Origin of the sequence: Anaerosacchariphilus hominis, from assembly GCF_014290175.1 — a bacterium.
Taxonomy (GTDB): Bacteria; Bacillota; Clostridia; order Lachnospirales; family Lachnospiraceae; genus Laedolimicola; species Laedolimicola hominis.
Genome location: NZ_JACOOR010000004.1, coordinates 32,903 through 55,663 on the forward strand (window position 1 = coordinate 32,903; position 22,761 = coordinate 55,663).

The 22,761-nt window shown below is 52.3% G+C and carries 21 protein-coding genes; 20 read left to right on the plus strand and 1 reads right to left on the minus strand.

Annotated elements, in window-relative coordinates:
• Positions 1–13: 13 nt before the first annotated feature.
• The 5 genes from ligA to H8S44_RS07305 all read left to right on the plus strand — a co-directional run bounded on the left by ligA (position 14) and on the right by H8S44_RS07305 (position 7,822).
• Positions 14–2,002: an NAD-dependent DNA ligase LigA gene (ligA, locus tag H8S44_RS07285; RefSeq protein WP_186871890.1), complete on the plus strand. Its 1,989-nt coding sequence runs from the start codon at positions 14–16 to the stop codon at positions 2,000–2,002.
• Entirely contained in the window at positions 1,999–2,793 is a 795-nt protein-coding gene (locus H8S44_RS07290) for a Cof-type HAD-IIB family hydrolase (protein WP_186871891.1), read from the plus strand. The genes ligA and H8S44_RS07290 overlap by 4 nt, the downstream gene beginning before the upstream one ends.
• A gap of 48 nt (positions 2,794–2,841) precedes the next feature.
• Positions 2,842–5,169, plus strand: coding sequence for a 1,4-alpha-glucan branching protein GlgB (gene glgB / locus H8S44_RS07295; RefSeq protein ID WP_186871892.1), 2,328 nt, complete (start codon positions 2,842–2,844; stop codon positions 5,167–5,169).
• Complete coding sequence (locus tag H8S44_RS07300; RefSeq protein ID WP_243167513.1) at positions 5,166–6,065, plus strand: mechanosensitive ion channel family protein; 900 nt, start codon at positions 5,166–5,168, stop codon at positions 6,063–6,065. Before glgB ends, H8S44_RS07300 begins: the two co-directional genes overlap by 4 nt.
• Before the next feature lie 161 nt (positions 6,066–6,226).
• Positions 6,227–7,822, plus strand: coding sequence for a xylulokinase (locus tag H8S44_RS07305; protein ID WP_186871893.1), 1,596 nt, complete (start codon positions 6,227–6,229; stop codon positions 7,820–7,822).
• Between the two features lie 11 nt (positions 7,823–7,833).
• Here H8S44_RS07305 and H8S44_RS07310 read toward each other — a convergent pair whose 3' ends face one another.
• On the minus strand, positions 7,834–8,307 hold the full coding sequence (locus H8S44_RS07310; RefSeq protein WP_186871894.1) for a pyridoxamine 5'-phosphate oxidase family protein: 474 nt from the start codon (positions 8,305–8,307) through the stop codon (positions 7,834–7,836).
• 171 nt (positions 8,308–8,478) lie between these two features.
• Between H8S44_RS07310 and H8S44_RS07315 the strand changes: the two genes are divergently transcribed.
• The 15 genes from H8S44_RS07315 (at position 8,479) to H8S44_RS07385 (ending at position 22,669) form a co-directional block, all read left to right on the plus strand.
• Positions 8,479–9,867 (plus strand): citrate/2-methylcitrate synthase, encoded by a 1,389-nt coding sequence (locus H8S44_RS07315; protein ID WP_186871895.1) that lies wholly within the window; start codon positions 8,479–8,481, stop codon positions 9,865–9,867.
• A 329-nt stretch (positions 9,868–10,196) separates the two neighbouring features.
• A complete protein-coding gene (locus H8S44_RS07320; protein WP_186871896.1) occupies positions 10,197–11,399 on the plus strand; it encodes a D-alanyl-D-alanine carboxypeptidase family protein in 1,203 nt (400 codons plus the stop codon).
• Positions 11,400–11,459: 60 nt separating this feature from the next.
• On the plus strand, positions 11,460–12,263 hold the full coding sequence (locus tag H8S44_RS07325) for a metallophosphoesterase (RefSeq protein ID WP_186871897.1): 804 nt from the start codon (positions 11,460–11,462) through the stop codon (positions 12,261–12,263).
• Positions 12,264–12,265: 2 nt separating this feature from the next.
• Positions 12,266–13,069 carry a segregation and condensation protein A gene (locus H8S44_RS07330; protein ID WP_186871898.1) on the plus strand — a complete coding sequence of 268 codons (804 nt, stop codon included), beginning with the start codon at positions 12,266–12,268 and terminating at the stop codon, positions 13,067–13,069.
• Between the two features lie 3 nt (positions 13,070–13,072).
• Complete coding sequence (gene scpB, locus H8S44_RS07335; RefSeq protein ID WP_186871899.1) at positions 13,073–13,648, plus strand: SMC-Scp complex subunit ScpB; 576 nt, start codon at positions 13,073–13,075, stop codon at positions 13,646–13,648.
• A 380-nt stretch (positions 13,649–14,028) separates the two neighbouring features.
• Entirely contained in the window at positions 14,029–14,253 is a 225-nt protein-coding gene (locus H8S44_RS07340; RefSeq protein WP_178038680.1) for a FeoA family protein, read from the plus strand.
• Between the two features lie 80 nt (positions 14,254–14,333).
• The gene (locus tag H8S44_RS07345) at positions 14,334–14,555 is read left to right on the plus strand and encodes a FeoA family protein (protein ID WP_186871900.1); all 222 of its coding nucleotides are present in this window, start codon (positions 14,334–14,336) and stop codon (positions 14,553–14,555) included.
• Between the two features lie 73 nt (positions 14,556–14,628).
• Positions 14,629–16,794 carry a ferrous iron transport protein B gene (gene feoB, locus H8S44_RS07350; protein ID WP_186871901.1) on the plus strand — a complete coding sequence of 722 codons (2,166 nt, stop codon included), beginning with the start codon at positions 14,629–14,631 and terminating at the stop codon, positions 16,792–16,794.
• Positions 16,795–16,924: 130 nt separating this feature from the next.
• On the plus strand, positions 16,925–17,317 hold the full coding sequence (locus H8S44_RS07355; protein ID WP_186871902.1) for a heavy-metal-associated domain-containing protein: 393 nt from the start codon (positions 16,925–16,927) through the stop codon (positions 17,315–17,317).
• Between the two features lie 277 nt (positions 17,318–17,594).
• A complete protein-coding gene (locus H8S44_RS07360; protein ID WP_186871903.1) occupies positions 17,595–18,467 on the plus strand; it encodes an SDR family NAD(P)-dependent oxidoreductase in 873 nt (290 codons plus the stop codon).
• A gap of 25 nt (positions 18,468–18,492) precedes the next feature.
• Positions 18,493–19,671: a PHP domain-containing protein gene (locus tag H8S44_RS07365; RefSeq protein ID WP_186871904.1), complete on the plus strand. Its 1,179-nt coding sequence runs from the start codon at positions 18,493–18,495 to the stop codon at positions 19,669–19,671.
• A gap of 30 nt (positions 19,672–19,701) precedes the next feature.
• Entirely contained in the window at positions 19,702–20,964 is a 1,263-nt protein-coding gene (locus H8S44_RS07370; RefSeq protein WP_186871905.1) for a zinc-binding dehydrogenase, read from the plus strand.
• Between the two features lie 353 nt (positions 20,965–21,317).
• Positions 21,318–21,596: a DUF2325 domain-containing protein gene (locus tag H8S44_RS07375; protein ID WP_186871906.1), complete on the plus strand. Its 279-nt coding sequence runs from the start codon at positions 21,318–21,320 to the stop codon at positions 21,594–21,596.
• A complete protein-coding gene (locus H8S44_RS07380; RefSeq protein ID WP_186871907.1) occupies positions 21,596–22,165 on the plus strand; it encodes a DUF3793 family protein in 570 nt (189 codons plus the stop codon). The genes H8S44_RS07375 and H8S44_RS07380 overlap by 1 nt, the downstream gene beginning before the upstream one ends.
• A gap of 93 nt (positions 22,166–22,258) precedes the next feature.
• Entirely contained in the window at positions 22,259–22,669 is a 411-nt protein-coding gene (locus tag H8S44_RS07385; RefSeq protein WP_158365277.1) for a flavodoxin, read from the plus strand.
• Positions 22,670–22,761: the final 92 nt, after the last annotated feature.

Genomic DNA, 22,761 nt, shown 5'->3' on the forward strand with positions numbered 1-22,761 from the left:
AGCGGGAAATCAGATGAATCAGACAGAACAGAATATTCAGATACAGAATCTTTCAACAGAAGAAAAGAAGAAGCGGCAGCGGGAGCTGACGGAACGACTGAACGCAGCCAGCCGGGCCTACTATCAGGAAGCCCGGGAGATTATGAGCAATTACGAGTACGACGCTCTTTACGATGAGCTGACGGCTCTGGAGCGGGAGACCGGAACCACTCTGGCAGGAAGCCCCACGGTTCATGTGGGCTATGAGGTTTTAAGTGAGCTGCCCAAGGAGCGCCATGAAAGCCCCATGCTTTCCCTGGACAAGACCAAGGACCGGGAGGCGCTTGCTGCATGGATCGGCGATCACCGTACCCTTCTTTCCTGGAAACTGGATGGTCTGACCATCGTGCTGACCTACCGCGACGGAGCGCTTTTTAAAGCGGTCACCCGGGGAAACGGCGAGGTGGGAGAGGTCATTACGAACAATGCGAAGGTCTTTAAAAATGTGCCCTTACGGATTCCTTTCCGGGGAGAACTGGTACTCCGGGGAGAGGCAGTCATCGGATATCGGGAATTTGAACGTATCAATGAGGAGATTCCAGAGGCGGACGCCAAATATAAAAATCCCCGGAACCTCTGCAGCGGGTCCGTGCGTCAGCTGAATAATGAGATTACCGCGAAGCGGAATGTGCATTTCTTTGCCTTTGCCCTGGTTCGGGCGGAAGGCGTGGATTTTGAGAATTCCAGGGAGAAGCAGTTCCTGTGGCTGAAGGAACAGGGCTTCGACGTGGTGGAGTATCAGATCGTGACGGGAGCGACCCTTTCAGGAGCTATGGACTGGTTTGCGGAGCACATCGAGACGAACGAGTATCCCTCCGATGGTCTGGTGGCCCTGTACGACGACATTGCCTACGGCGAGTCCCTGGGAAGAACAGCCAAGTTCCCCCGGAATTCCATGGCCTTCAAATGGGCCGACGAGATCCGGGAGACCAGGCTTACAGAGATCGAGTGGAGTCCTTCCAGAACCGGTCTCATTAATCCGGTGGCCGTCTTTGAACCGGTGGAGCTGGAGGGCACCACAGTCAGCCGCGCCAGTGTCCATAATATCAGCATCATGCGGGGACTGGAGCTGGGCGTAGGGGATACCATAGAGGTCTATAAGGCCAATATGATCATCCCGCAGATTGCGGAGAACAAAACCCGGAGCGGCGTAAGAGATATTCCGGTGGTCTGTCCGGTCTGCGGCGGAGCCACAGAGATCCGGAAGGTGAATGACGTGGAATCCCTGTACTGCACGAATCCGGACTGTCAGGCCAAGAAAATCAAGTCCTTTACCCTGTTTGTCAGCCGGGACGCTCTGAATATTGAGGGCCTGTCTGAGGCGTCTCTGGAGAAGTTCATCGGAAGAGGCTTTATCCATGAGTTTGCAGATATCTTCAAGCTGGATGCCCACAGAGCGGAGATCGTAGAGATGGAGGGCTTCGGCGAAAAGTCCTATGAAAATCTGGCAGCCAGCATTGAGCGGGCCCGGGTCACCACCCTTGCAAAGGTCATTTACAGTCTGGGCATTCCGAATGTCGGCCTGTCGGGGGCGAAACTGATCTGCAGGCAGTTCGGGGATGAAGTGGAAGCAGTGCTGGCAGCTGATACAGAGGCTCTGGCGGCCATCGACGGCATCGGGGCGGTCATCGCCGGAAGTTTTGTGGGGTACTTTCAGGATACCGGAAAGAAGGAACGGTTTTACCGGTTGCTTTCGGAGCTGACCCTTATAAAGGAAGAAACGGCCGGAGAGCAGGATCTGAAGGGGAAGGTTTTCGTGGTAACCGGTAGTCTGAACCGTTATGCCAATCGGAACGAGCTGAAGGAAGAGATCGAGAGGCGGGGCGGAAAGGTGACCGGAAGCGTCACCGGAAAGACAGACTATCTCATCAACAACGATACCGCCTCCGGTTCGTCAAAAAATAAAAAAGCCCGGGAACTGGGAATCCCGGTGATTTCGGAAGAGGAGTTTATGAATTTATGAGCAGTGAGAAAAAGATTGTATTTTTTGATCTGGACGGAACCATTTATGAGATTGGAAAGGGAACGCCGGACAGCAGCAGGGAAGCCCTGCACCGGCTGCGGGAGAACGGACACTGCGTCATTCTCTGCACAGGCCGCCCGGTGGCTTCCCTGTTTCCGGAAATGCTGGAGCTGGAGCACGATGGGATCATCGCCGGAGCCGGCACCTATGCGGAGTATGGCGGGAAGATTCTGCGAAATGAGCTGCTGCCAAACAGTCTGCTGCTGAATATGATTCCCAGACTGGAAAAGGCGGGCTGCTGCGTGGTCCTGGAGGGGCCGGAGTATCTGAGCTGTCGGATGGAGGGCGAGGCCTTTACCTGGTTTCGGATTCTGAAGCGGCTGAAGGAGGAGTATCCGGAGCGCTTAAAGGAGCTGGAGCCCATGACAGATCGGGCCTGCAAGATTACGGTACAGATTCCTGATTCGGAGGCCTTTGAGGCCATGCTGCCGGAGCTTGACCGGGCCTTTGAGATCGCCCGCTATGAGCGGCAGCCCTTTGCGGAACTGATGCCCAAAGGTATCTCAAAAGCAGACGGCATCCGGATCCTTTTGGAGGAGCTGGAGATTCCCCTCTGTAATACTTACGCATTTGGGGATGGCCCAAACGACATGGAAATGTTACAATATGTACAGTATGGAACCGGCATGGGCAATGCGGAAGAGAGCATTTTAAAGGGAGCCCCCTACACCACAGAGCCCATGTGGGAAGACGGTGTGATGCACGCACTGGAGCGATACGGACTGATCTGAAGCCGCCGGAGAAAAGTAGCCGGCGGATTGGATAAGGAGGAGAAAGGTATGGAGAAGAAGCTGTATGAAATGATGAACTGGCCGCGGATCGAGGCACTGGTCTACTCGGAGGAGGATAAACCCCAGGAGATTCTGGGTCCGCACAGGGTAAGGGGGAGCATCCTGATTCAGACGTTTCAGCCCACAGCCACAGCAGTGACCATAAAGGTACATGGAACGGATGGTGCCACGGAGTACCCCATGGAGCAGGCGGATGAGGGCGGATTTTACGCGGCACTGATTCCGGGAAAGACGGTTCCGGCTTATACCTTTCTGGTGGAATATGACAATGGGGACCGACAGGAGTTGGAGGACAGCTACCGGTTTCATCCTCAGGTATTCGGAAAAAAGGATCTGGAAGCCTTTGAACAGGGCATTCATTATACCATTTATGAGAAAATGGGAGCCCATCCCATGGCCATAGACGGTGTGGATGGTATTTACTTTGCCGTATGGGCCCCAAATGCGGAACGCGTCAGCGTGGTTGGCGACTTCAATCTGTGGGACGGACGGCGTCATCCCATGTGCCGGATTCCAAAGGCAGGGATCTTCGAGCTGTTTATCCCGGGACTGAAGCCCGGAGCCTGCTATAAATATGAGATCAAGACCCGTCAGGGTCTGCCCATGCTGAAGGCCGATCCTTACGCCAACGCGGCAGAACTGCGGCCGGATACAGCTTCTGTGATCGCGGATCTCAGCGATTTTACCTGGACCGATGAAAAATGGCTGGAGCAGCGGAAAGGCAAAGATTACAAAAAGGAGCCCATGCTGATCTATGAGGTGCATCTGGGAAGCTGGCGGAAGCCGGACCCGGAGGAAGAGAACGGTCGGGAGTTTTATACATACCGGGAGCTGGCTCCGATGCTGGCCGCTTACGTAAAAGAAATGGGCTATACGCATGTGGAGCTGATGCCCATTATGGAGCATCCTCTGGATGAATCCTGGGGCTATCAGGTAACGGGCTATTATGCGCCTACGGCCCGCTATGGCACGCCGGAGGACTTCATGTATTTCATGGATTACCTGCACGGACAGGGGATCGGCGTGATTCTGGACTGGGTTCCGGCCCATTTTCCGAAGGATGCCTTTGGTCTGGCGAGCTTTGACGGCACCTGCCTTTATGAGCATTTTGATCCGCGTAAGGGAACCCATCCCCATTGGGGAACCCTCCTATATAACTATGGCCGTCCCCAGGTGAAGAACTTCCTCATCGCCAATGCGCTGTTCTGGACGGAAAAGTACCATGCCGACGGCATTCGCATGGACGCGGTGGCTTCCATGCTGTACCTGGATTACGGCAAAAACGAGGGCGAGTGGGTGCCAAATATCTATGGCGGAAAGGAGAACTTGGAGGCAATCGAGTTTCTGAAGCATCTGAATTCCATCTACAAGAAACGAAAGGACGGCGCTATCCTGATCGCAGAGGAATCTACGGCATGGCCGAAGGTAACCGGAGCGCTGGAGCAGGAAGGGCTTGGCTTCGATTTCAAATGGAACATGGGCTGGATGAATGATTTTCTGGGCTATATGCACTATGATCCGGTATTCCGGGGTTATCATCATGGAGTGCTGACCTTCAGCTTTATCTACGCCTGGAGCGAGAATTTCGTCTTAAGCCTCTCCCACGACGAGGTGGTTCACGGCAAATCCCCCATGGTGGGTAAAATGCCCGGCGACCGGGATTCTCAGCTCAACAACCTGAGAGCGGCCTATGGCTTCATGGCTGTGCATCCGGGTAAGAAACTTCTTTTCATGGGACAGGAGTTCGCCACCTTTGACGAATGGAATGAAAAGGAAAGTCTGGACTGGGATCTCCTGCAGTACCAGGATCACAGCGACATGCAGGGCTATGTGAAGGCCCTGAACGCTTTGGTGAAGGCCCATCCGGCCCTCTACGAGCGGGACTGCATCCCCGAGGGCTTCCAGTGGATCAATAATATTTCTGCCAATGAAAATATGCTGGTATTCCTGCGGAAAGCGGAAGCGGAGACACTGCTTGTGGTCTGCAACTTCTCCCCGCTGGTCTATGAGAAGCATAAGTTGGGCGTTCCCTTTGAAGGACGTTATAAGGAGATCTTCAACAGCGATCATGAGCAGTTTGGCGGCAGCGATGTCCGCAATAAGCGTGTGAAGACCTCAAAGAAATCCGAGTGCGACGGCTTTGAGGATTCCATTGAGATTACGGTTCCGCCCATGGGAATCGCAGTATTTACCTGTACGGAGGATAAGCTGCCGGTAAAGGAGAAAAAGCCGACGGGAAAGAAGGCTGCAGCGAAGAAGGCTGAAAAACCGACTACAAAAACGACTTCAGGAAAGGGACGTACGAAGAAAGCATGATGTTTTTAGCGACCGTTGCGGACTCTCCGGAGCTTGCGACACAGATTACCGAAAATATAGAAAACGTAACTCAGCAGATCAGCAAAACCCAGGAGTATCTGGATAAATATCTTCCGGTAGCTATCGGCTTCGGGATCCGGCTTCTGCTGACCGTTCTTTTATTCCTTGTGGGCAGCAGACTGATTAAGCTGGTCCGCAAAATTGTGCGCCGCTCCATGGAGCGGGCGGGGGCAGACGTGGGCGTTATGCAGTTTATGGACTCCCTGATCAAGCTGCTTTTGTATTTCCTGCTGATCATGTTCCTGGCGGACGGCATCGGAGTGGATACCACCTCGGTGATGGCCTTGGTGGGGTCCGCAGGTCTGACTATCGGTCTGGCCTTCCAGGGTAGCCTTTCCAATTTTGCGGGCGGTGTACTGATTCTGCTGATCAAGCCCTTCAAGGTAGGGGATTATATCATCTATACCTCAGGCAACTTGGAAGGAAAAGTGACCAAGATCGAGATGTTTTACACTACCTTACTGACGGTAGACAATAAAAAGGTCGTGATTCCCAATGGCACGCTTTCCAACAGTAGCCTGATCAACGTGACGGCCGAGGAAAAAAGACGGATCGATATTGTAGTAGGTATCGGTTATACCGCCAACCTGAAGCTGGCAAAGGAGGTCTGCCTGAGGCTTCTGGAGGAACAGCCTGCCGTTATGCAGGATCAGGATAAAATGGTGGTGGTAGACGGGCTGGCAGACAGCGCGGTGAACCTGAAAATCTGCTGCTGGGTGCGGGCAGAGGACTATTGGACCGTCCGATGGGATTTGATGGAGAAGATAAAGACAGCCTTTGATGAAAACGGAATCGAGATTCCCTTTAACCAGCTGGATGTAAATCTGAAGCAGTAGCGGACAGGAAAAATGTAAGATAAAAAAGCAGTACAACTTTATGCGAAAAGTTGTACTGCTTTTCTTTTTTCTCGTTGATGAGTTGTGCAAACTGATGTATAAATAGAGTAGAAGTTCGTTTGAAAACGGCAAATACACGAATAATAGTGGAGGCTAAGAGCGTGAATACAGTAAAAGATGCTATTTTAAATGGAAAAACATCCCTTGGTATTGAATTGGGTTCCACCCGTATCAAGGCGGTACTGGTAGATGAAAGCTACAAGGCTGTCGCAGTGGGCAATTTTGACTGGGAGAACCAGCTTCGCAACGGTATCTGGACCTATCCCCTGGATCTGGTCTGGAAGGGACTGCAGGGCAGCTTCGCTTCCCTGAAAGAGGACGTGAAGGAAAAATACGGCGCAGAGCTTACCAGGGTGGGCTCCATCGGAATCAGCGCCATGATGCACGGCTATCTGGTATTTGATAAGGATGGAAAGCAGCTGGTTCCCTTCCGTACCTGGAGAAATACCATTACCGGTGAGGCTTCCCGGGAGCTGACCGAACTGTTTCAGTACAATATTCCCCAGAGATGGAGCATTGCTCACCTGTATCAGGCGATTCTGAATGGCGAGGAGCATGTGCCGGAAATCGATTTTATGACCACGCTGGCAGGCTATATTCACTGGCAGCTGACCGGAGAGAAGACCCTGGGCGTAGGTGAGGCCTCCGGTATGTTCCCGATTGACACGGCTACCAAGCAGTTTAACGGGGAAATGCTGGATAAGTTCCAGGACAATGTGGCTGACAAGGGCTTTGGCTGGAAGATTCGTGAAATCCTGCCGAAGGTACAGAATGCGGGAGAGCGGGCAGGCGTGCTGACAGAGGCAGGCGCAAAGCTTCTGGATCCTTCTGGGGCTCTGGAGAGCGGCATTCCCATGTGTCCGCCGGAGGGCGATGCAGGTACCGGAATGGTGGCCACCAACAGCGTAGCCCAGAGAACCGGTAATGTATCCGCAGGTACCTCCGTATTTGCCATGATCGTACTGGAGCATGACTTAAAGAAGGTTCATCCGGAGATTGACCTGGTAACGACGCCGGACGGCAGTCTGGTAGGTATGGTGCACTGCAACAACTGTACCTCTGATCTGAACGCCTGGGTCGGACTTTTCAAGGAATTTGCCGAGAGCTTTGGCATGAAGGTAGATATGAACGAGCTGTTCGGTACCCTGTATCGCAAGGCCCTGGATGCAGATAAGGACTGCGGGGGACTGCTGGCATACAACTATTTCTCCGGCGAGCATCTGACAGGCTTTGAAGAGGGAAGACCGCTGTTTGTCCGCACACCGGACGCGAAGCTTACGCTGGCAAACTTCATGAGAACACATCTGTATACAGCGCTGGGCGCTTTGAAAACCGGTCTGGATATCCTGTTCAAGGAAGAAGGCGTACAGGCAGACGAAGTCATGGGTCACGGCGGACTCTTCAAGACGAAGGGCGTGGGCCAGAGCATCATGGCGGCGGCTATGGACGTTCCGGTTACCGTTATGGAGACCGCAGGAGAAGGCGGCGCCTGGGGTATTGCCCTGCTGGCAGCTTATATGAAAGAAAAGAAGGATGGCGAGAGTCTGGGCGATTACCTGAACAACCGGGTATTCGCAGGCGAGAAGGGCGAAACTCTTGCCCCGGATCCGGAGGATGTCAAGGGTTTCGATGAATTCCAGAAACGCTACCGGGAGGGCCTGGCCATCGAGCGGGCCGCGGTGGAACACCTGAATTAAAACGCAGGGACTCAGTGAATATTGTTGCGGCGTTTGCCGGTCATGTCCAGGATGGTCATCCGCATAACGGTGGTGACCTTTACAGGCTTGGTATTGAACTTAAAATCCTCTGCGTGGTAGTGGCGCATGAGAATCTTCAGACCGTCGAGTTTTTCTTCTTCGGGAAGGAACTCGACGGTTCCGTGTCCGATGACGCTTTCATAGCCCATGGTACAGCTCATGCGTTCTTCATAGAGAATGAAGTTGTGTCCGCAATCCATTTCAAAGGTCACCCGATTGTCTTTTTTCAGAAGATCCAACTTTTTGCCCTCCAGGGCCGCGTGAAAGTAGAGATAAGCCTGCCCGTCTTGTATGTCCAGTCCGAAGTTCAGCGGAACCATGTAGGGAAAGTCCCCGTCGTTCATGGCAATCCGACATACGTCGCACTTCTTAATAATTTCGATGATTTCATTAAAATCTGTGATTTCACGGTCTTTTCTTCGCATAAACAGAATACCTCCTGAAGGGATTTGATACTGTTATTATACAATAATCAGCGAAATTGAAAAGCCTTTTTTCCATCTTGCCATTCCAGTACTTTTCCGCTATAATAGATTAAAATGTCCGCTTATAAAGGATAGACGTTCTTATGTGGCAGACAACGAGGAGGATATAATATGAAGAAAGACGATGTGCTGGTAGATGAGAAATTTAACAAACTGGTAGAATACAGCAGCCGTTCCGGTAAGATTGATGTTCGGCTGTATGCGGATTATGATGTAAAAAGAGGTCTGCGTGATTCCGGCGGTAAGGGCGTCCTGACCGGACTGACTGAGATTTCTGACGTGGTTTCCTTCGGTTACATCGACGGAGAGCGGGTTCCCATCGACGGCGAACTGTATTTTCAGGGCGTCAATGTGCAGGATCTGATCCGCGGCGAAGCCAACCGTCGGTTTGCCTTCGAGGAGACCACCTACCTTCTGCTGTTTGGCAAACTGCCCACGAGACAGCAGCTGCGGGAGTTTATCGATCTGATTGGTATCTACCGGGAGCTTCCCGAAACCTTCGTGCGGGACGTTATCATGAAAGCTCCCAGCTCCAATATGATGAACACCCTGCAAAAGTGTGTGCTGACCATGTACTCCTATGATCAGAACCCGGAGGACATCTCCATCCACAATATTCTGAAGCAGTCCCTGCAGCTGATCGCCCAGTTCCCGTTGTATTCCGTATACGGCTACCATGCGTATCGTCATTATCATCTGAATAAGAGCCTGATTATCCGAAATCCCAAGCCGGAGCTCTCCACGGCAGAGAATATCCTGCGCCTGCTACGAAAGGACGGACAGTACACAGAGCTGGAGGCCAAGGTGCTGGATGTGGCCCTGGTGCTTCACGCAGAGCATGGCGGTGGTAACAACTCCACGTTTACCACACATGTTGTTTCTTCTACAGGGACAGATACCTATTCCGCAGTGGCAGCGTCTCTTGGCTCTCTGAAAGGACCCAAGCACGGTGGTGCGAACCTGAAGGTACAGGAGATGTTCAAGGATATCAAGGCCCATGTGACCAATTGGCGGGATGAGACCATGGTTGAGTCTTATCTTCAGCGGATTCTGCGAAAAGAGGCCTTTGACCGGGCAGGCCTGATCTATGGAATGGGCCATGCGGTCTATACGGAATCTGACCCCCGTGCGGTAATTTTGAAAGAATATGCGAGAAAGCTTTCCGAGGAAAAGGGTCTGGAGGAAGAGTTCAATCTCTATGAGCGCGTGGAGCGCATTGCAGGAGACTGCCTCATGTCCGGCCGCAGACTGCTGAAGCCTGTCTGTGCCAATGTGGACTTCTACAGCGGCTTTGTATACAGTATGCTGGGCCTGCCGGAAGAGCTCTTTACGCCGATCTTTGCCATTTCCCGTATCTCCGGCTGGAGCGCCCACCGGATCGAGGAGATCGTTAATGCAGGTAAGATTATTCGTCCGGCCTACAAGTATGTGGGTCATCATGTGCCTTATCTGGATCTGGATGAGAGAGAGAAGGCTTATGCGGAGGAAGAAGAAAAATAAGAGATAGGCTGTGTACAGCCGTGACAATAAAATAGCGCTCAGGAACACGCAGATTTTTCTACTCCTCGCGGGCGGCTTATACGCACCTGACCGGCCAACTCGGGCCGAAGGCCCTCAGACAGGCCTCCTTCAGGTGCTGCCAGCCCGCTCGTCCCTACGAAAAATCAGCTACCGTTCCTGAGCGCTATTTTATTGTCACGGCTGGGATGCAGGCTATCAAGGTGGGCGGGTGGAAAAGGTCGGAACGTATAATCTCTCAGCACATTGCGTATATTTTCTCCCGACCTCCCATAAAATAAACTAATCATTTCGTGCATGGATGTGACCCCATGAAAAAATTCCTCTCCCTTCTCTTAGCCGTCCTTCTGGCCCTGCAATCCCCTGTTTTGAGTGTGTACGCGGAAGAAGTGCAGACCACTGCGGATGCAGAGCCTGCCCCGGCGGAAACGGATACGCTGGGAATCTCCGCGCCCTCGGCCATTCTGATGGAGGCATCCACCGGAACCGTGGTTCTGGAGAAGAACGCCCATGAGAAGCTGCCTCCTGCCAGCGTCACGAAGATCATGACGCTGCTTCTGATATTCGACGCCATCGCCCAGGGGAAGATTCACCTGGAGGATACAGTCACCACCTCGGAATATGCCGCGTCCATGGGCGGCTCCCAGGTCTTCCTGGAGGCGGGCGAGACCCAGAGCGTGGACACTCTGATCAAATGTATCTCCGTGGCTTCCGGCAACGACGCCTCCGTGGCCATGGCCGAATACGTGGCCGGGACCGAAAGCCTCTTTGTGGAAATGATGAACGAACGGGCGCAGGAACTGGGCATGAAGGACACCCATTTTGTCAACTGCTGCGGTCTGGACGCCGAGGGTCATGTGACCAGCGCCTACGATATCGCCCTCATGTCCCGGGAACTGATCACCAGATATCCTCAGATTCATAATTATTCCACTATCTGGATGGAAAATATCACCCACACCACCAGGAGGGGCACCGAAGAATTCGGCCTGACTAACACCAATAAGCTGATCCGACAGTACCCCTACGCCACCGGACTTAAGACCGGATCCACCAGCCAGGCAAAATTCTGCGTCTCAGCCACCGCGGAAAAGGACGGAATCGAGCTGATCGCCGTCATCATGGCTGCTCCGGATCCCAAAGGCCGTTTTGCGGACGCCACAGCCCTCTTAAACTATGGTTACGCCAAATGCAGTCTGTACCGGGAGGAAGAAGAGCTGCCCCTGGTGACCGTGCCGGTGCGAGGCGGCGTGGAAGAGACCGTGGAGGGAGAGTACGGAGCGCCCTTTACCTATCTGAGCACCGGTGGCCAGGATCTGGCCGGTATTGAGAAAAAATGGTACGCAAAAAAAGAACTGGAAGCGCCGGTGGAACAGGATCAGCAGATCGGAAAGCTGGTTTACTACCTGGACGGCCAGGAAATCGGAACCGTGGAAATCACCGCCAAAACCTCCATAGACCGGGCCGACTACCTGCATTACGTGAAGAAGAGCTTTGGATACTGGCTGCTGTGAGCGAAGGAGAATCGGCGCTGTGCCATTGCATTTTTCGTAAAAATATGGTAGTCTGTTTTCATGTCTGATTTTAGAGTATTTGAATATGAAGTGAATACAGCGAAGCTTCCGGCCGGGGCGGCCGGACCGGTGTTCGTGATGCTGGCGGATCTGCATAACTTCAGCTACGGGCCCGGGAATGAGCGGCTGGCGGAGGCGGTTCTGGCACAGAAGCCGGACGCGGTTCTGGTGGCAGGAGACCTGCTGGTGGGGCGCCCCGGGGCGGACTTTACTCCGGCTCTGGAGCTGATGCGCCGTCTGCGGGAGGCAGAGCTTCCGGTTTATTATGGAAACGGAAACCATGAGTACCGTCTCCGGCTTCACCCGGAGCATTACGGAACCATGTATGAGCGATATACGGCGAAGCTGAAGGAATACGGTGTGACCCTGCTGGAAAATGAAAGCGTAGACTTTGAGATCCGGGGGCTGAAGATGGAGATCTTCGGATATGAGCTGCCGGAGCCCTATTATAAGAAGTTCTGCAGGGCCATTTTCCGGAAGGAAGACCTGTACAGGGCCCTGGGAAAGCCGGATGAGGGTCGCTATAATATCCTGCTGTCACATAATCCGGTCTACTTTGACTCCTACGCCCTGTGGGGAGCGGATCTGACCCTTTCGGGCCATCTGCACGGAGGCATCATCCGGATACCGGGCATCGGAGGCGTAATCACGCCCCAGGTGAAGCTGTTTCCCCGATATGATGCGGGCCATTTCCGGAAGTTTGGAAAGGATCTGGTGGTGAGCCGGGGACTGGGAACCCACACAGTAAATATCCGGATTTTCAATCCGGCCGAGCTGTCGGTGATCCGCCTGAAGGGAGAGTAAAGATGGGAATTCCCGTAAAGCTGCCTGCGTTTGAAGGTCCGCTGGATCTTCTTTTGCATTTGATAGAGAGTAATAAAATCGATATTTACGATATTCCGATCGTAACTATCACCGATCAGTACATGGAGTATATCCGCGCCATGGAGCGGAAGGATCTGAACGTCATGAGCGAGTTCCTGGTCATGGCGGCCACTTTGCTTGAGATCAAGGCGAAGATGCTGCTCCCGGCCGAGGTGGACGAGGAAGGTGAGGAGATCGACCCGCGGGCCGATCTGGTGGAACGCCTGCTGGAGTACAAGCTGTATAAATGTATGGCGGCAGAGCTGAAGGAACGTCAGACCATGGCTGGTCAGAGCCTATACCGGGCAGGAGAGATTCCGCCAGAGGTAGAAGCCTATGAAGCACCGGTGAATCTGGAGGAGCTTCTTGGGGATCTGACCCTGGGACGGCTGAACGAAGTGTTTCAGGCGGTGCTGCGCCGGTCGGAGGATAAGATCGACCCGGTGCGGAGCAAGTTCGGAGAGATCGAAAAGGAAGAGGTCAGTCTGGAGGACAAGATGACCTACGTGGAAGAAGAGCTGACCAGAAGCCCCCGGACAAACTTCCGGAAGCTTTTGCAGAATTCAGGCAGACACGGGAAAATGCAGGTGATTGTGACCTTCCTGGCCGTGCTGGAGCTGATGAAGGTGGGAAAGCTTACGGTCCATCAGGAGGGAACCTTCGGGGAGATCTACATAGAAGCCGGAAACGGAGCCGGGACAGGAGAAGGAAAAGAACACGCACAGTCCCGGGAGCATGAGGAATAAAAAGTGGAAGAGAAGAGAACAGAGACGGAGATCCGCGCTGCAGTGGAGGCCATTCTTTTCGCGGTGGGAGATTCCGTGGAGACAGAAAGAATGGCGGAGGCACTGGAACTGGAGAATCAGGAGATGGAAGATATCCTGAAGCGCATGGCGCTCCGGTATGAGGAAGAGGAGCGGGGTATCCGGCTGACGGAGCTGGAAGGTGCCTGGCAGCTCTGTACAAAGAGAGAGCATTATGAGGAGCTGATTCGTGTGGTGAAGCAACCGAAGAAGCAGATCCTGACGGAAGTACTGCTGGAGACCCTTTCCATCGTGGCCTACAAGCAGCCGGTGACACGTCTGGAAGTAGAAAAAATCCGCGGGGTCAAAAGCGATCACGCGGTAAATAAGCTGATAGAATACGGCCTCATCGAGGAAGTGGGACGCATGGACGCTCCGGGCCGTCCTATTTTATTCGGAACCACCGAGGAGTTCCTGCGCCGCTTCGGCGTCAGCTCTGTGGGAGAGCTGCCCCAGGCCACGCCGGAGCAGCTGGAGGGTTTTAAAGAAGCAGCGGAGGAAGAGGCTGGAACCACAGTTTAAGAGAGCAGAAAAAGACAGATTTAAAAGAGGTTGGAACAGGAAGATATGCATATCCGGTTCCGGCCTTTTTTTATGGAATAGGAAATTCCGATAGAATTCCGGATCCTGTATACAGGAAAGGAGGCCGTGGAGGTGATTATTCCTGATAAACGGCCGGAAAAACGGGAAAAATGAGGCAAATCTTACAAATAGGAAAAAAATGTCCCTATAAGGTTAGGATAAACTAATAAAAATTTCTTATTGATATTGACAATCAAAATTGATTGCGATAAAATAGAACCCGATGTTAGTAAATATTAACTAACTGCGTCCGGGGCAGAAGTGCCAGGCGGGCTCAAAGAGATAAAACGAACAGAAGAAGAGAGGAGCGATCGATCATGATGCCATTAGCAATGTCAAAGGCCGGCGATGAGCTTATGGTTGCCAGAGTCGGAGGTAATGAAGAAGCCAAGAAACATCTGGAAGATCTGGGATTTGTAGCAGGCGCTCATATTACTATCATTTCCCAGCTGGGAGATGGCAATATCATCGTGAACGTGAAGGAGTCCAGACTTGCGATCACAAGTCAGATGGCTTCTAAAGTGATGGTTGTACCGCAGACCTAAGGGTCGGCGTGAAGATAACATGAAAGTAACCGTTCGGTAAGAACAGATACAACATGATCGCCAGAAGGAGGAGTGGAAAGATGAAAACCTTAAGAGATGTTCCGGTAGGAGCCACATCCAAAGTAGTGAGGATCCATGGAGAGGGTGCGCTGAAGAGACGCATTATGGACATGGGAATCACAAAGGGTACCGAGCTCTATGTGCGTAAGGTAGCGCCGCTTGGAGATCCCATCGAGGTAACTGTCCGTGGCTACGAGCTTTCACTGCGTAAAGCAGATGCGGATATCCTGGAGATGGAGTAAGTTTTAAGGACGAAGCGTCATTTCAAATCAAATTATGATCCAGAGGATGAAAGGATCAGGAAAAGGGGAAGACATGTCAATTAAAATTGCGCTTGCAGGAAATCCGAACTGCGGCAAAACAACATTGTTTAACAATCTGACAGGCAGCAACCAGTATGTTGGTAACTGGCCTGGCGTAACGGTAGAAAAGAAGGAAGGACGTCTGGTAGGAAATAAGGACGTTATCATCCAGGACCTTCCGGGTATCTATTCCTTAAGTCCGTATACACTTGAGGAAGTCGTAACCAGAAACTATCTGGTACAGGAAAAGCCGGATGTAATTCTGAATATCATCGACGGTACCAACATCGAGCGTAACCTGTATCTGACCACACAGCTGGTTGAGGTAGGTCTGCCGATGGTTATCGCCATTAACATGATGGACCTGGTAAGAAAGAACGGCGACAAGATCGATATCGCAAAGCTGGAGAAGAAGCTGGGCTGCAAGGTCATTGAGATCAGTGCGCTGAAGGGCGACGCGACCAAGAAGGCAGCGGAGCTGTGTATCGAAGAAGCGAAGAAGGGTAAGCAGACAGAGCTTCCCCATGTATTTACCGGCAGCGTAGAGCATGCCATCGCCCATATCGAGGAATCTATCCAGGGCCTGGTAGACGCCACAGAGCTCCGCTGGTATGCCATTAAGGTGTTTGAGCGGGATTCCAAGGCTCTGGAGCTCATTCAGCTTTCCGCTGATCTGAAGAACCATCTGGAAGAGCACATCAAAGAGTGCGAAAAGGAGATGGACGACGACGCTGAGAGTATCATTACGAACCAGAGATACCTGTACATCCAGGAATTGGTAAAAGAGTGCGTTTCCAAAAAGCGCAAAGCCGGTGAGCTTTCCACTTCTGATAAGATTGACAAGATCGTAACCAACCGTATTCTGGCTCTGCCGATTTTCGCGGTTGTTATGTTCCTTGTTTACTACATTGCAGTATCCACCATCGGTACGGTGGTAACAGACTGGACCAACGATGTTCTGTTTGGCGAGTGGCTGCAGGGCGGCGCTGAGACTCTGTTGACCAATGCAGGCGCTTCCGACTGGGTTATCTCCCTGGTGGTAGACGGTATCCTGGGCGGCCTGGGAGCTCCCATCGGATTTGTTCCGCAGATGGCTATCGTATTCCTGTTCCTGTCCATCCTTGAGGACTGCGGTTACATGGCGCGTGTGGCGTTTATCATGGACCGTGTATTCCGTCGTTTCGGTCTGTCAGGAAAGAGTTTCATTCCGTTCCTGATTTCCTCCGGCTGCGGTGTTCCGGGTATCATGGGCACCAGAACCATCGAGAGCGAGAGCGACCGTCGTATGACAATGATGACCACAACCATGATTCCCTGTGGCGCGAAGCTGCCGGTTATCGCACTGATTGCAGGCTTCCTGATGGGCGGCGCGTGGTGGATGGCTCCGGTGATGTACTTCGCTGGTATCATCATGGTAATCGTTTGCTGTATCATTCTGAAGAAGACAAAGATGTTCGCCGGCGACCCGGTTCCCTTTGTCATGGAGCTTCCGGCATACCATGTTCCCTCTGTTAAGGGCGTACTGCTTCACGTATGGGAGCGTGTATGGGCATTCATCAAGAAGGCCGGTACTATCCTGTTCCTCTGCTGTGCAGTGATGTGGTTCCTTGGTTCCTTCGGTTTCGTAGATGGAAGCTTCGGACTGGTAGATTCCGCAGATTCTCTGCTGGCTGTGATCGGCGGCGTACTTGCTCCGCTGTTTGCTCCGCTGGGCTTCGGTACCTGGCAGGCAGTTGCCTCCTCTCTGTCCGGTTTCGTGGCAAAAGAGGGTATCGTTTCTACCATGGGTCTGCTGTCCTCTCTGGCTGTTGAGGTGGAGGAGTACGAGGTATCCATGCACGACGCATTTGCTGCATTCTTCCCCAGCGGAATCGCAGCAGTATCCTTCCTGCTGTTCAACATGTTCGATTCACCGTGTCTGGCAGCTATCTCCTCCATGGCGAAGGAGATGGGCAACCGTAAGTTCTTCTGGTTCGCTATCCTGTTCCAGAACCTGATGGCTTACTGCGTAGCACTGGTTGTATATCAGCTGGTAGGTCTGGCCATTGGCGAGGTAGCATTCAACGTATTTACAGTCGTAGCACTGGCAGTACTGGCAGTGCTGCTGTACCTGCTGTTCCGTCCGGATCCCAACAAGAAGAAAGTTTCTGAGGGAAAAGCGGCTAAGGCAGGCGCATAAACAGAGAACCATTACATAAGTAAATCATAAGCCATAAGGTAGCGCTCGTTGTCTGAGACAGCGGGCGTAACCTTTACAAAAAAATATACCCCCATATGGTATTTCAGAAAAATAGGAAAGAGTGGTTTTTATGAATGTAAATGTCCCTGTAAACAGCACCGATAAGATCGTATTGATTCTGCTGGCGGTTCTGGCCGTGGTGGCAGTCCGCATCGTCATCAGCTTCTTCAAGCCCGAAAAACCGAAGGCCGATGCGAAGCCTCGGAAGCGATCCGCCAAAACCGCAGGCCTTACCGAGGTTATCGTCGGGATCGACGGTATGATGTGCGGCATGTGTGAGGCTCATATCAAGGACGCTATCCGGGAACAGTTTCCCCAGGCCAAAGGATTGTCTGCCTCCCATGTGAAAGCCCAGGCCATTTTCTATCTGCCGGAAGCGATGTCCGCAGACGCCATCACAGAGGCGCTCCATGCCGGGATCGATCCGCTGGGATATACGGTTTCTGATGTGACTGTGGGATAAAACCGCTTGTCATAAGAAGGCGCACCGCCGAGCCTGCCGGATCCGGACAGATGATTTTATCAGAAAGATTTTATAGAGAGAGACGTTTCTGTAGGTAGTCCCCGAGACTGTTGCCGGAGCGTCTTTTTTGTTTGCTTTCAAAAAAGTGTTGCTTTTATGTTGGATTTATTTATATTTATATTGACTTATGTTGAAATGATGCTATAATAAAACCATAAAACACGGATGAATCATCAGAAATATAAGAAAATCACACAGATTAAAGGAGGAATTCAGTATGAATCTGGAAGAAGCAAAGGAATATGCCAAGAAAAACATTCATAACCGTCCGCAGACCACAGGCCGTCTGGCAGGAAAGATCGCAGTCGTAACCGGAGGAGCCCAGGGCTTTGGTCTGGGTATCGCGACAGAGATGTACCATGAGGGAGCAAGCGTGGTCCTGGCAGACCTGAACGTAGATCAGGCGAAGGAAGCGGCAAAGGCATTTGGAGATCGCGCGGTAGGTCTGAAGGTGGATGTATCTGACCCGGCTTCCATGGAGCAGATGGTATGCGATGCGGTAGAGCATTTCGGCGGCATCGATATCTTCGTATCCAATGCAGGCGTTCTGAAGGCAGGCAGCCTGGACGATATGGATCCGGCAGCTTTTGCATTTGTAACCAAAGTAAATTATATCGGATATTTCAACGCTGCCAAGTATGCTTCTGCTATTATGAAGGCACAGCATGAGGCAGATCCGGAGCAGTGGTTCGATATTATCCAGATTAATTCCAAGTCCGGTCTGGTAGGATCCAAGAACAACAGCGCTTACGCAGGCGGCAAGTTCGGCGGCATCGGCCTGACCCAGAGCTTTGCGCTGGAGCTGGTTTCCGCGAATATTAAAGTAAATTCCATCTGCCCGGGCAACTTCTATGACGGTCCTCTGTGGTCCGATCCGGAAAGAGGACTTTTTGTACAGTATCTGAACGCAGGCAAGGTTCCGGGAGCGAAGACTGTACAGGATGTAAAGGATTACTACCTTTCCAAGTCCCCGATTCACAGAGGATGCACCCCGAAGGATGTGGCAAAGGCTCTGTTCTATGCAGTAGAGCAGCAGTTTGAGACAGGTCAGGCGATTCCGGTGACCGGCGGCCAGACCATGCTGAACTAAACAGCGGATTTACTTGGAGGGTTTTATGGACAAATTTGTGGAACGGCAGGAGGTCTTAAAGCTTCTGAACGCGCCGACGCCGGAAGAGCGCCTGGCCAATCTGGCCATTCTTCTGGGCAGCGAGAAAGAGAAGCCGGAAGTAAAGCCTCAGTTTGCCAATAATCACATACATACGATTTATTCCTTTTCTCCCTATTCGCCTACGGCAGCGGTGTACTGCGCCCGGGACGAAGGACTTCAGACTGCGGGAATCATGGATCACGACAGTATTGCCGGAGCCGAGGAATTCCGGAAAGCAGGTAAGATAGCCGGTATCGGCACCACCTGCGGTATGGAATGCAGAGTAGATTTGTCTGCCACGAAGATGGCCGGCAGGAAGCTGAACAATCCGGATCAGGCGGGGATCTGTTATATGGCCATTCACAGTATTCCGGCAACGGGCTTCCGGCGCCTGGATGAGGTATTCGCTCCCTTACGGGAAAAGAGAAACCTGCGGAACCGGAAGATGGTGGCAAATATCAATGAGCTGATGAAGCCCTATGGCATTGCGATTGATTTCGACCGGGACGTGGTGCCCATTTCCCAGTTTACAAAGGGCGGCTCTATTACGGAGCGCCATCTGCTCTGCGCGTTAAGCCAGAAGATTCTCTGCAAAGCGCCCAAGGGCGGTTGCGCGGATTTCGTAGAGAAGGAGCTTGGCATCACGCTGAATGATACGGCGAGGGTCCGGCTTTCCGACCCGGAGAATCCGCACCTGATTTATGACCTGCTGGGCGTCATGAAGGCGGAGCTGGTATCAAAGATTTATGTGCCGGCCACCGACGAGTGCATGCCTTTTGCGGAGCTGGTGAAGCTGGCCGACGAGGTGGGCGCGATTCTCTGCTATCCCTATCTGGGCGATGTGACGAATTCCGTCACGGGTGATAAGAAGGCGGCGAAGTTCGAGGACGATTTCCTGGATGAGCTGTTCGAAATGCTGAAAGAAGAGGGGGTACATGGCGTTACCTATATGCCGGCCCGGAATACAGAGGAGCAGATCGACAGACTTCAGAAACTGTGCCGGGACTACGGCATGACGGAGATCTCCGGCGAGGATGTGAATTCCTCCCGTCAGAGTATGATTTGTAAACAGCTGGAGGAGCCCCGGTTTAAGCATCTGGTGGACGCCACCTGGAAACTGATTGAACGAGAGAAAGTAGATTAACCCCATAGATTTCATAAAAGGAGAAGAACTATGAAAGCAAAAGCATTAAGACTTTACGGAAAAGAAGATTTACGTCTGGACGAGTATGAGCTTCCGGAGATTAAGGACGACGAGATTCTGGCAAGAGTTGTATCTGACAGTATCTGTATGTCTTCCTATAAGGCGGCTATGCAGGGCGAGGACCACAAGCGTGTTCCGGAAAACATCAAAGAGCACCCGGTTATCATCGGCCATGAGTTCTGCGGCGACCTGGTAAAGGTTGGAGCCAAGTGGGCCCATGAGTTCAAGGAGGGTGAGAAATTCTCTATCCAGCCGGCTCTGAACTACAAGGGAAGCCTGGCAGCTCCGGGATATTCCTATGAGTATATCGGCGGCGACGCTACTTACATTATTATTCCGAATGAGGTCATGGAGATGGGCTGTCTGCTTCATTTCGACAGCGACAACTTCTTCGGCGGCTCTCTGACAGAGCCCCTGTCCTGCGTAGCAGGTACCTTCCACGCCATGTATCATGCAACCAGAGGAAAATATGAGCATGATATGGGAATCGTAGAGGGCGGCAAGATGGCGATTTTGGCAGGCGTAGGCCCCATGGGACTGGCTGCTATCGATTACATCACACATTGCGACAGATGTCCGTCTCTCCTGGTAGTTACCGATATCGACGACGCGAGACTGGAGCGCGCGGCACAGGTGCTTCCGCCGGAAGAGGCAGCTAAGAAGGGTATCAAGCTGGTATATGCCAACACAGGCAAGGTAGAGGACGCCCATAAGTTTATGATGGACTTCACCGATGGCGAAGGCTTCAACGACGTGCTGGTATTCGCACCGGTTGCACCGGTTGTAGAGCTGGCTGACAGCATTCTGGCACAGGACGGCTGCCTGAACTTCTTCGCAGGCCCCTCCAACCCGGCTTTCTCCGCGCCTTTTAACTTCTACAATGTTCACTATGCGGGAACGCACGTAGTCGGAACCTCCGGTGGAAATACGGACGATATGAAAGAGTGTCTTTCCATGATCGGACAGGGCAAGCTGGATCCGGCCATCCTGGTGACCCATATCGGCGGCCTGAACGTGGCAAGAGAGACCACCCTGAATCTGCCGAAGGTACCGGGCGGAAAGAAACTGATTTATACCCATATCTCCCTGCCCCTGACCGCCATCGCGGACTTCGAGGAGAAGGGCAAAGAGGATCCCATGTTCGCGGAGCTGGCAAAGATCGTAGCCAAGACCAACGGCCTGTGGAACGCAGAGGCAGAAAAGTATCTGCTGGAGCACGCACCGGCTATCTAAAGAAAAATACAGACAGAGAGCGCATTTCCTGTGGGATGCGCTCTTTTTGCGGAATTTGATTCTGAGTGTTGCCGATAGGATTTTTCAATAACTGTGAGAAAATGATAGTTTATTGAGAATTAGTATCAATTAATCCCCTTGCGCTATTTCTGTAAGTATGATAGGATAATTACATAAGTTAGATAAAACTAACTAAAAAATCATTCAAAGCAGATAGATGGAAAATGTTTTGAGTACATAATAAAACCAACATAAGGGAATCCTTGGAATGGATTCTTTTTAAAAGATGAAGAGTTAGCAGACACTAACCAACAAAGCCAGGACAATTACAGCAGGAAAGAGAGGGCATGCGTATGAGTATTGTGATTATCGGAGGACACGACCGGATGGTGCGTCAGTACCATGACATCTGTAAGGCGCATAAATGTAAGGCAAAGGTATTTACCCAGATGACAGGCGATCTGAAAAAGCAGGTGGGCAGACCGGATCTGTTTGTGCTGTTCACGAACACCGTATCCCATAAAATGGTCAAATGTGCCCTGGAGGAAGCCAAGAAGAATAACATTGAAGTGATTCGATGCCACACCAGCAGCCAGGCGGCGCTGGAAGAGATTCTCGGGAGCTACTGCTAATGGCCGGGGCAGGAAAGGAACTGGAGAAGCTTCTGGCCAACCATTGTGCGCCGGTGTTCTGTCATAAAAAAGCAGCCAATCTGGTGGCGGCCAGACGGGAACTGATGGACGCGCTGCCGGAGGTACTGACAGGCAGCGGCATTTCCTGGGTGAAGCTCTGCGGCTGTAAAAAATACTGCCACATCCTCTTTTACGACAGAGAGCGTCTGGAACAGTATCTGCAGCGGGAAGGGCATCAGAACTTTCTGAAGGAACACGGCTATGGTGGACAAATCCTGGAGGAGCAGCTGGAACTGCTGGCGGAGCGGTACGAGAGCTATCAGAAGCACGGAAGCACATTTCCCCATGAAATCGGTCTGTTTCTGGAATATCCCCTGGCGGATATTAAGGGCTTCATCGAACATCAGGGAAAGGACGCCCTGGAAAGCGGCTACTGGAAGGTCTACGGAGATGTGGAGCAGGCGAGAGCCTTGTTTCGGCTTTACGACGAACTGAAGACGGCGCTCACCACCATGCTGGCGGCAGGTGTAAGCTTCCGGGAATGCTGCGCGGCGCAGGCGGCCGCATAAAGCGCGAGAACGCGTACAAGACGCATAGAAGGCTGCAACAGCTTTTTATAGAAATTATAAAAAATAAGAGGAAAGAAAATCAGGAGGAGTATCATGAAAGTAGTATATTGGAGCAGCACAGGAAACACAGAGAGAATGGCAGAGATGCTGGGCGAGGAGATCAAGAACGCAGGAGGCGAAGCAGAGGTATGCGAGCTGTCCACCGTATCCCCGGCAGACCTGGCAGGCGAGGACAGTTTCGCGCTGGGCGCATCCGCAATGGGCGACGAGGAGCTGGACGAGGGCGAGGTAGAGCCGTTCGTAGAAGAACTGGAGAAATCCGTATCCGGTAAAAAGGTAGCGCTGTTCGGTTCCTACGACTGGGGCGACGGCGAGTGGATGCGCAAATGGGAAGAGCGCATGAAAGAGGCCGGAGCAGAAGTGGTCGGCACCGTCATTGCCAACAACGAGCCGGGCGACGAGGACCAGGCAAATCTGGCAGAACTTGCGAAAAAGCTGGTATAAAATCGTAAAAACGGAGGGTCCGAAAGGACCCTTCTGCTATATCACAAAGTTAGTCAAAACAAACAATTAGTATTGACAAACTTCTATGGGTG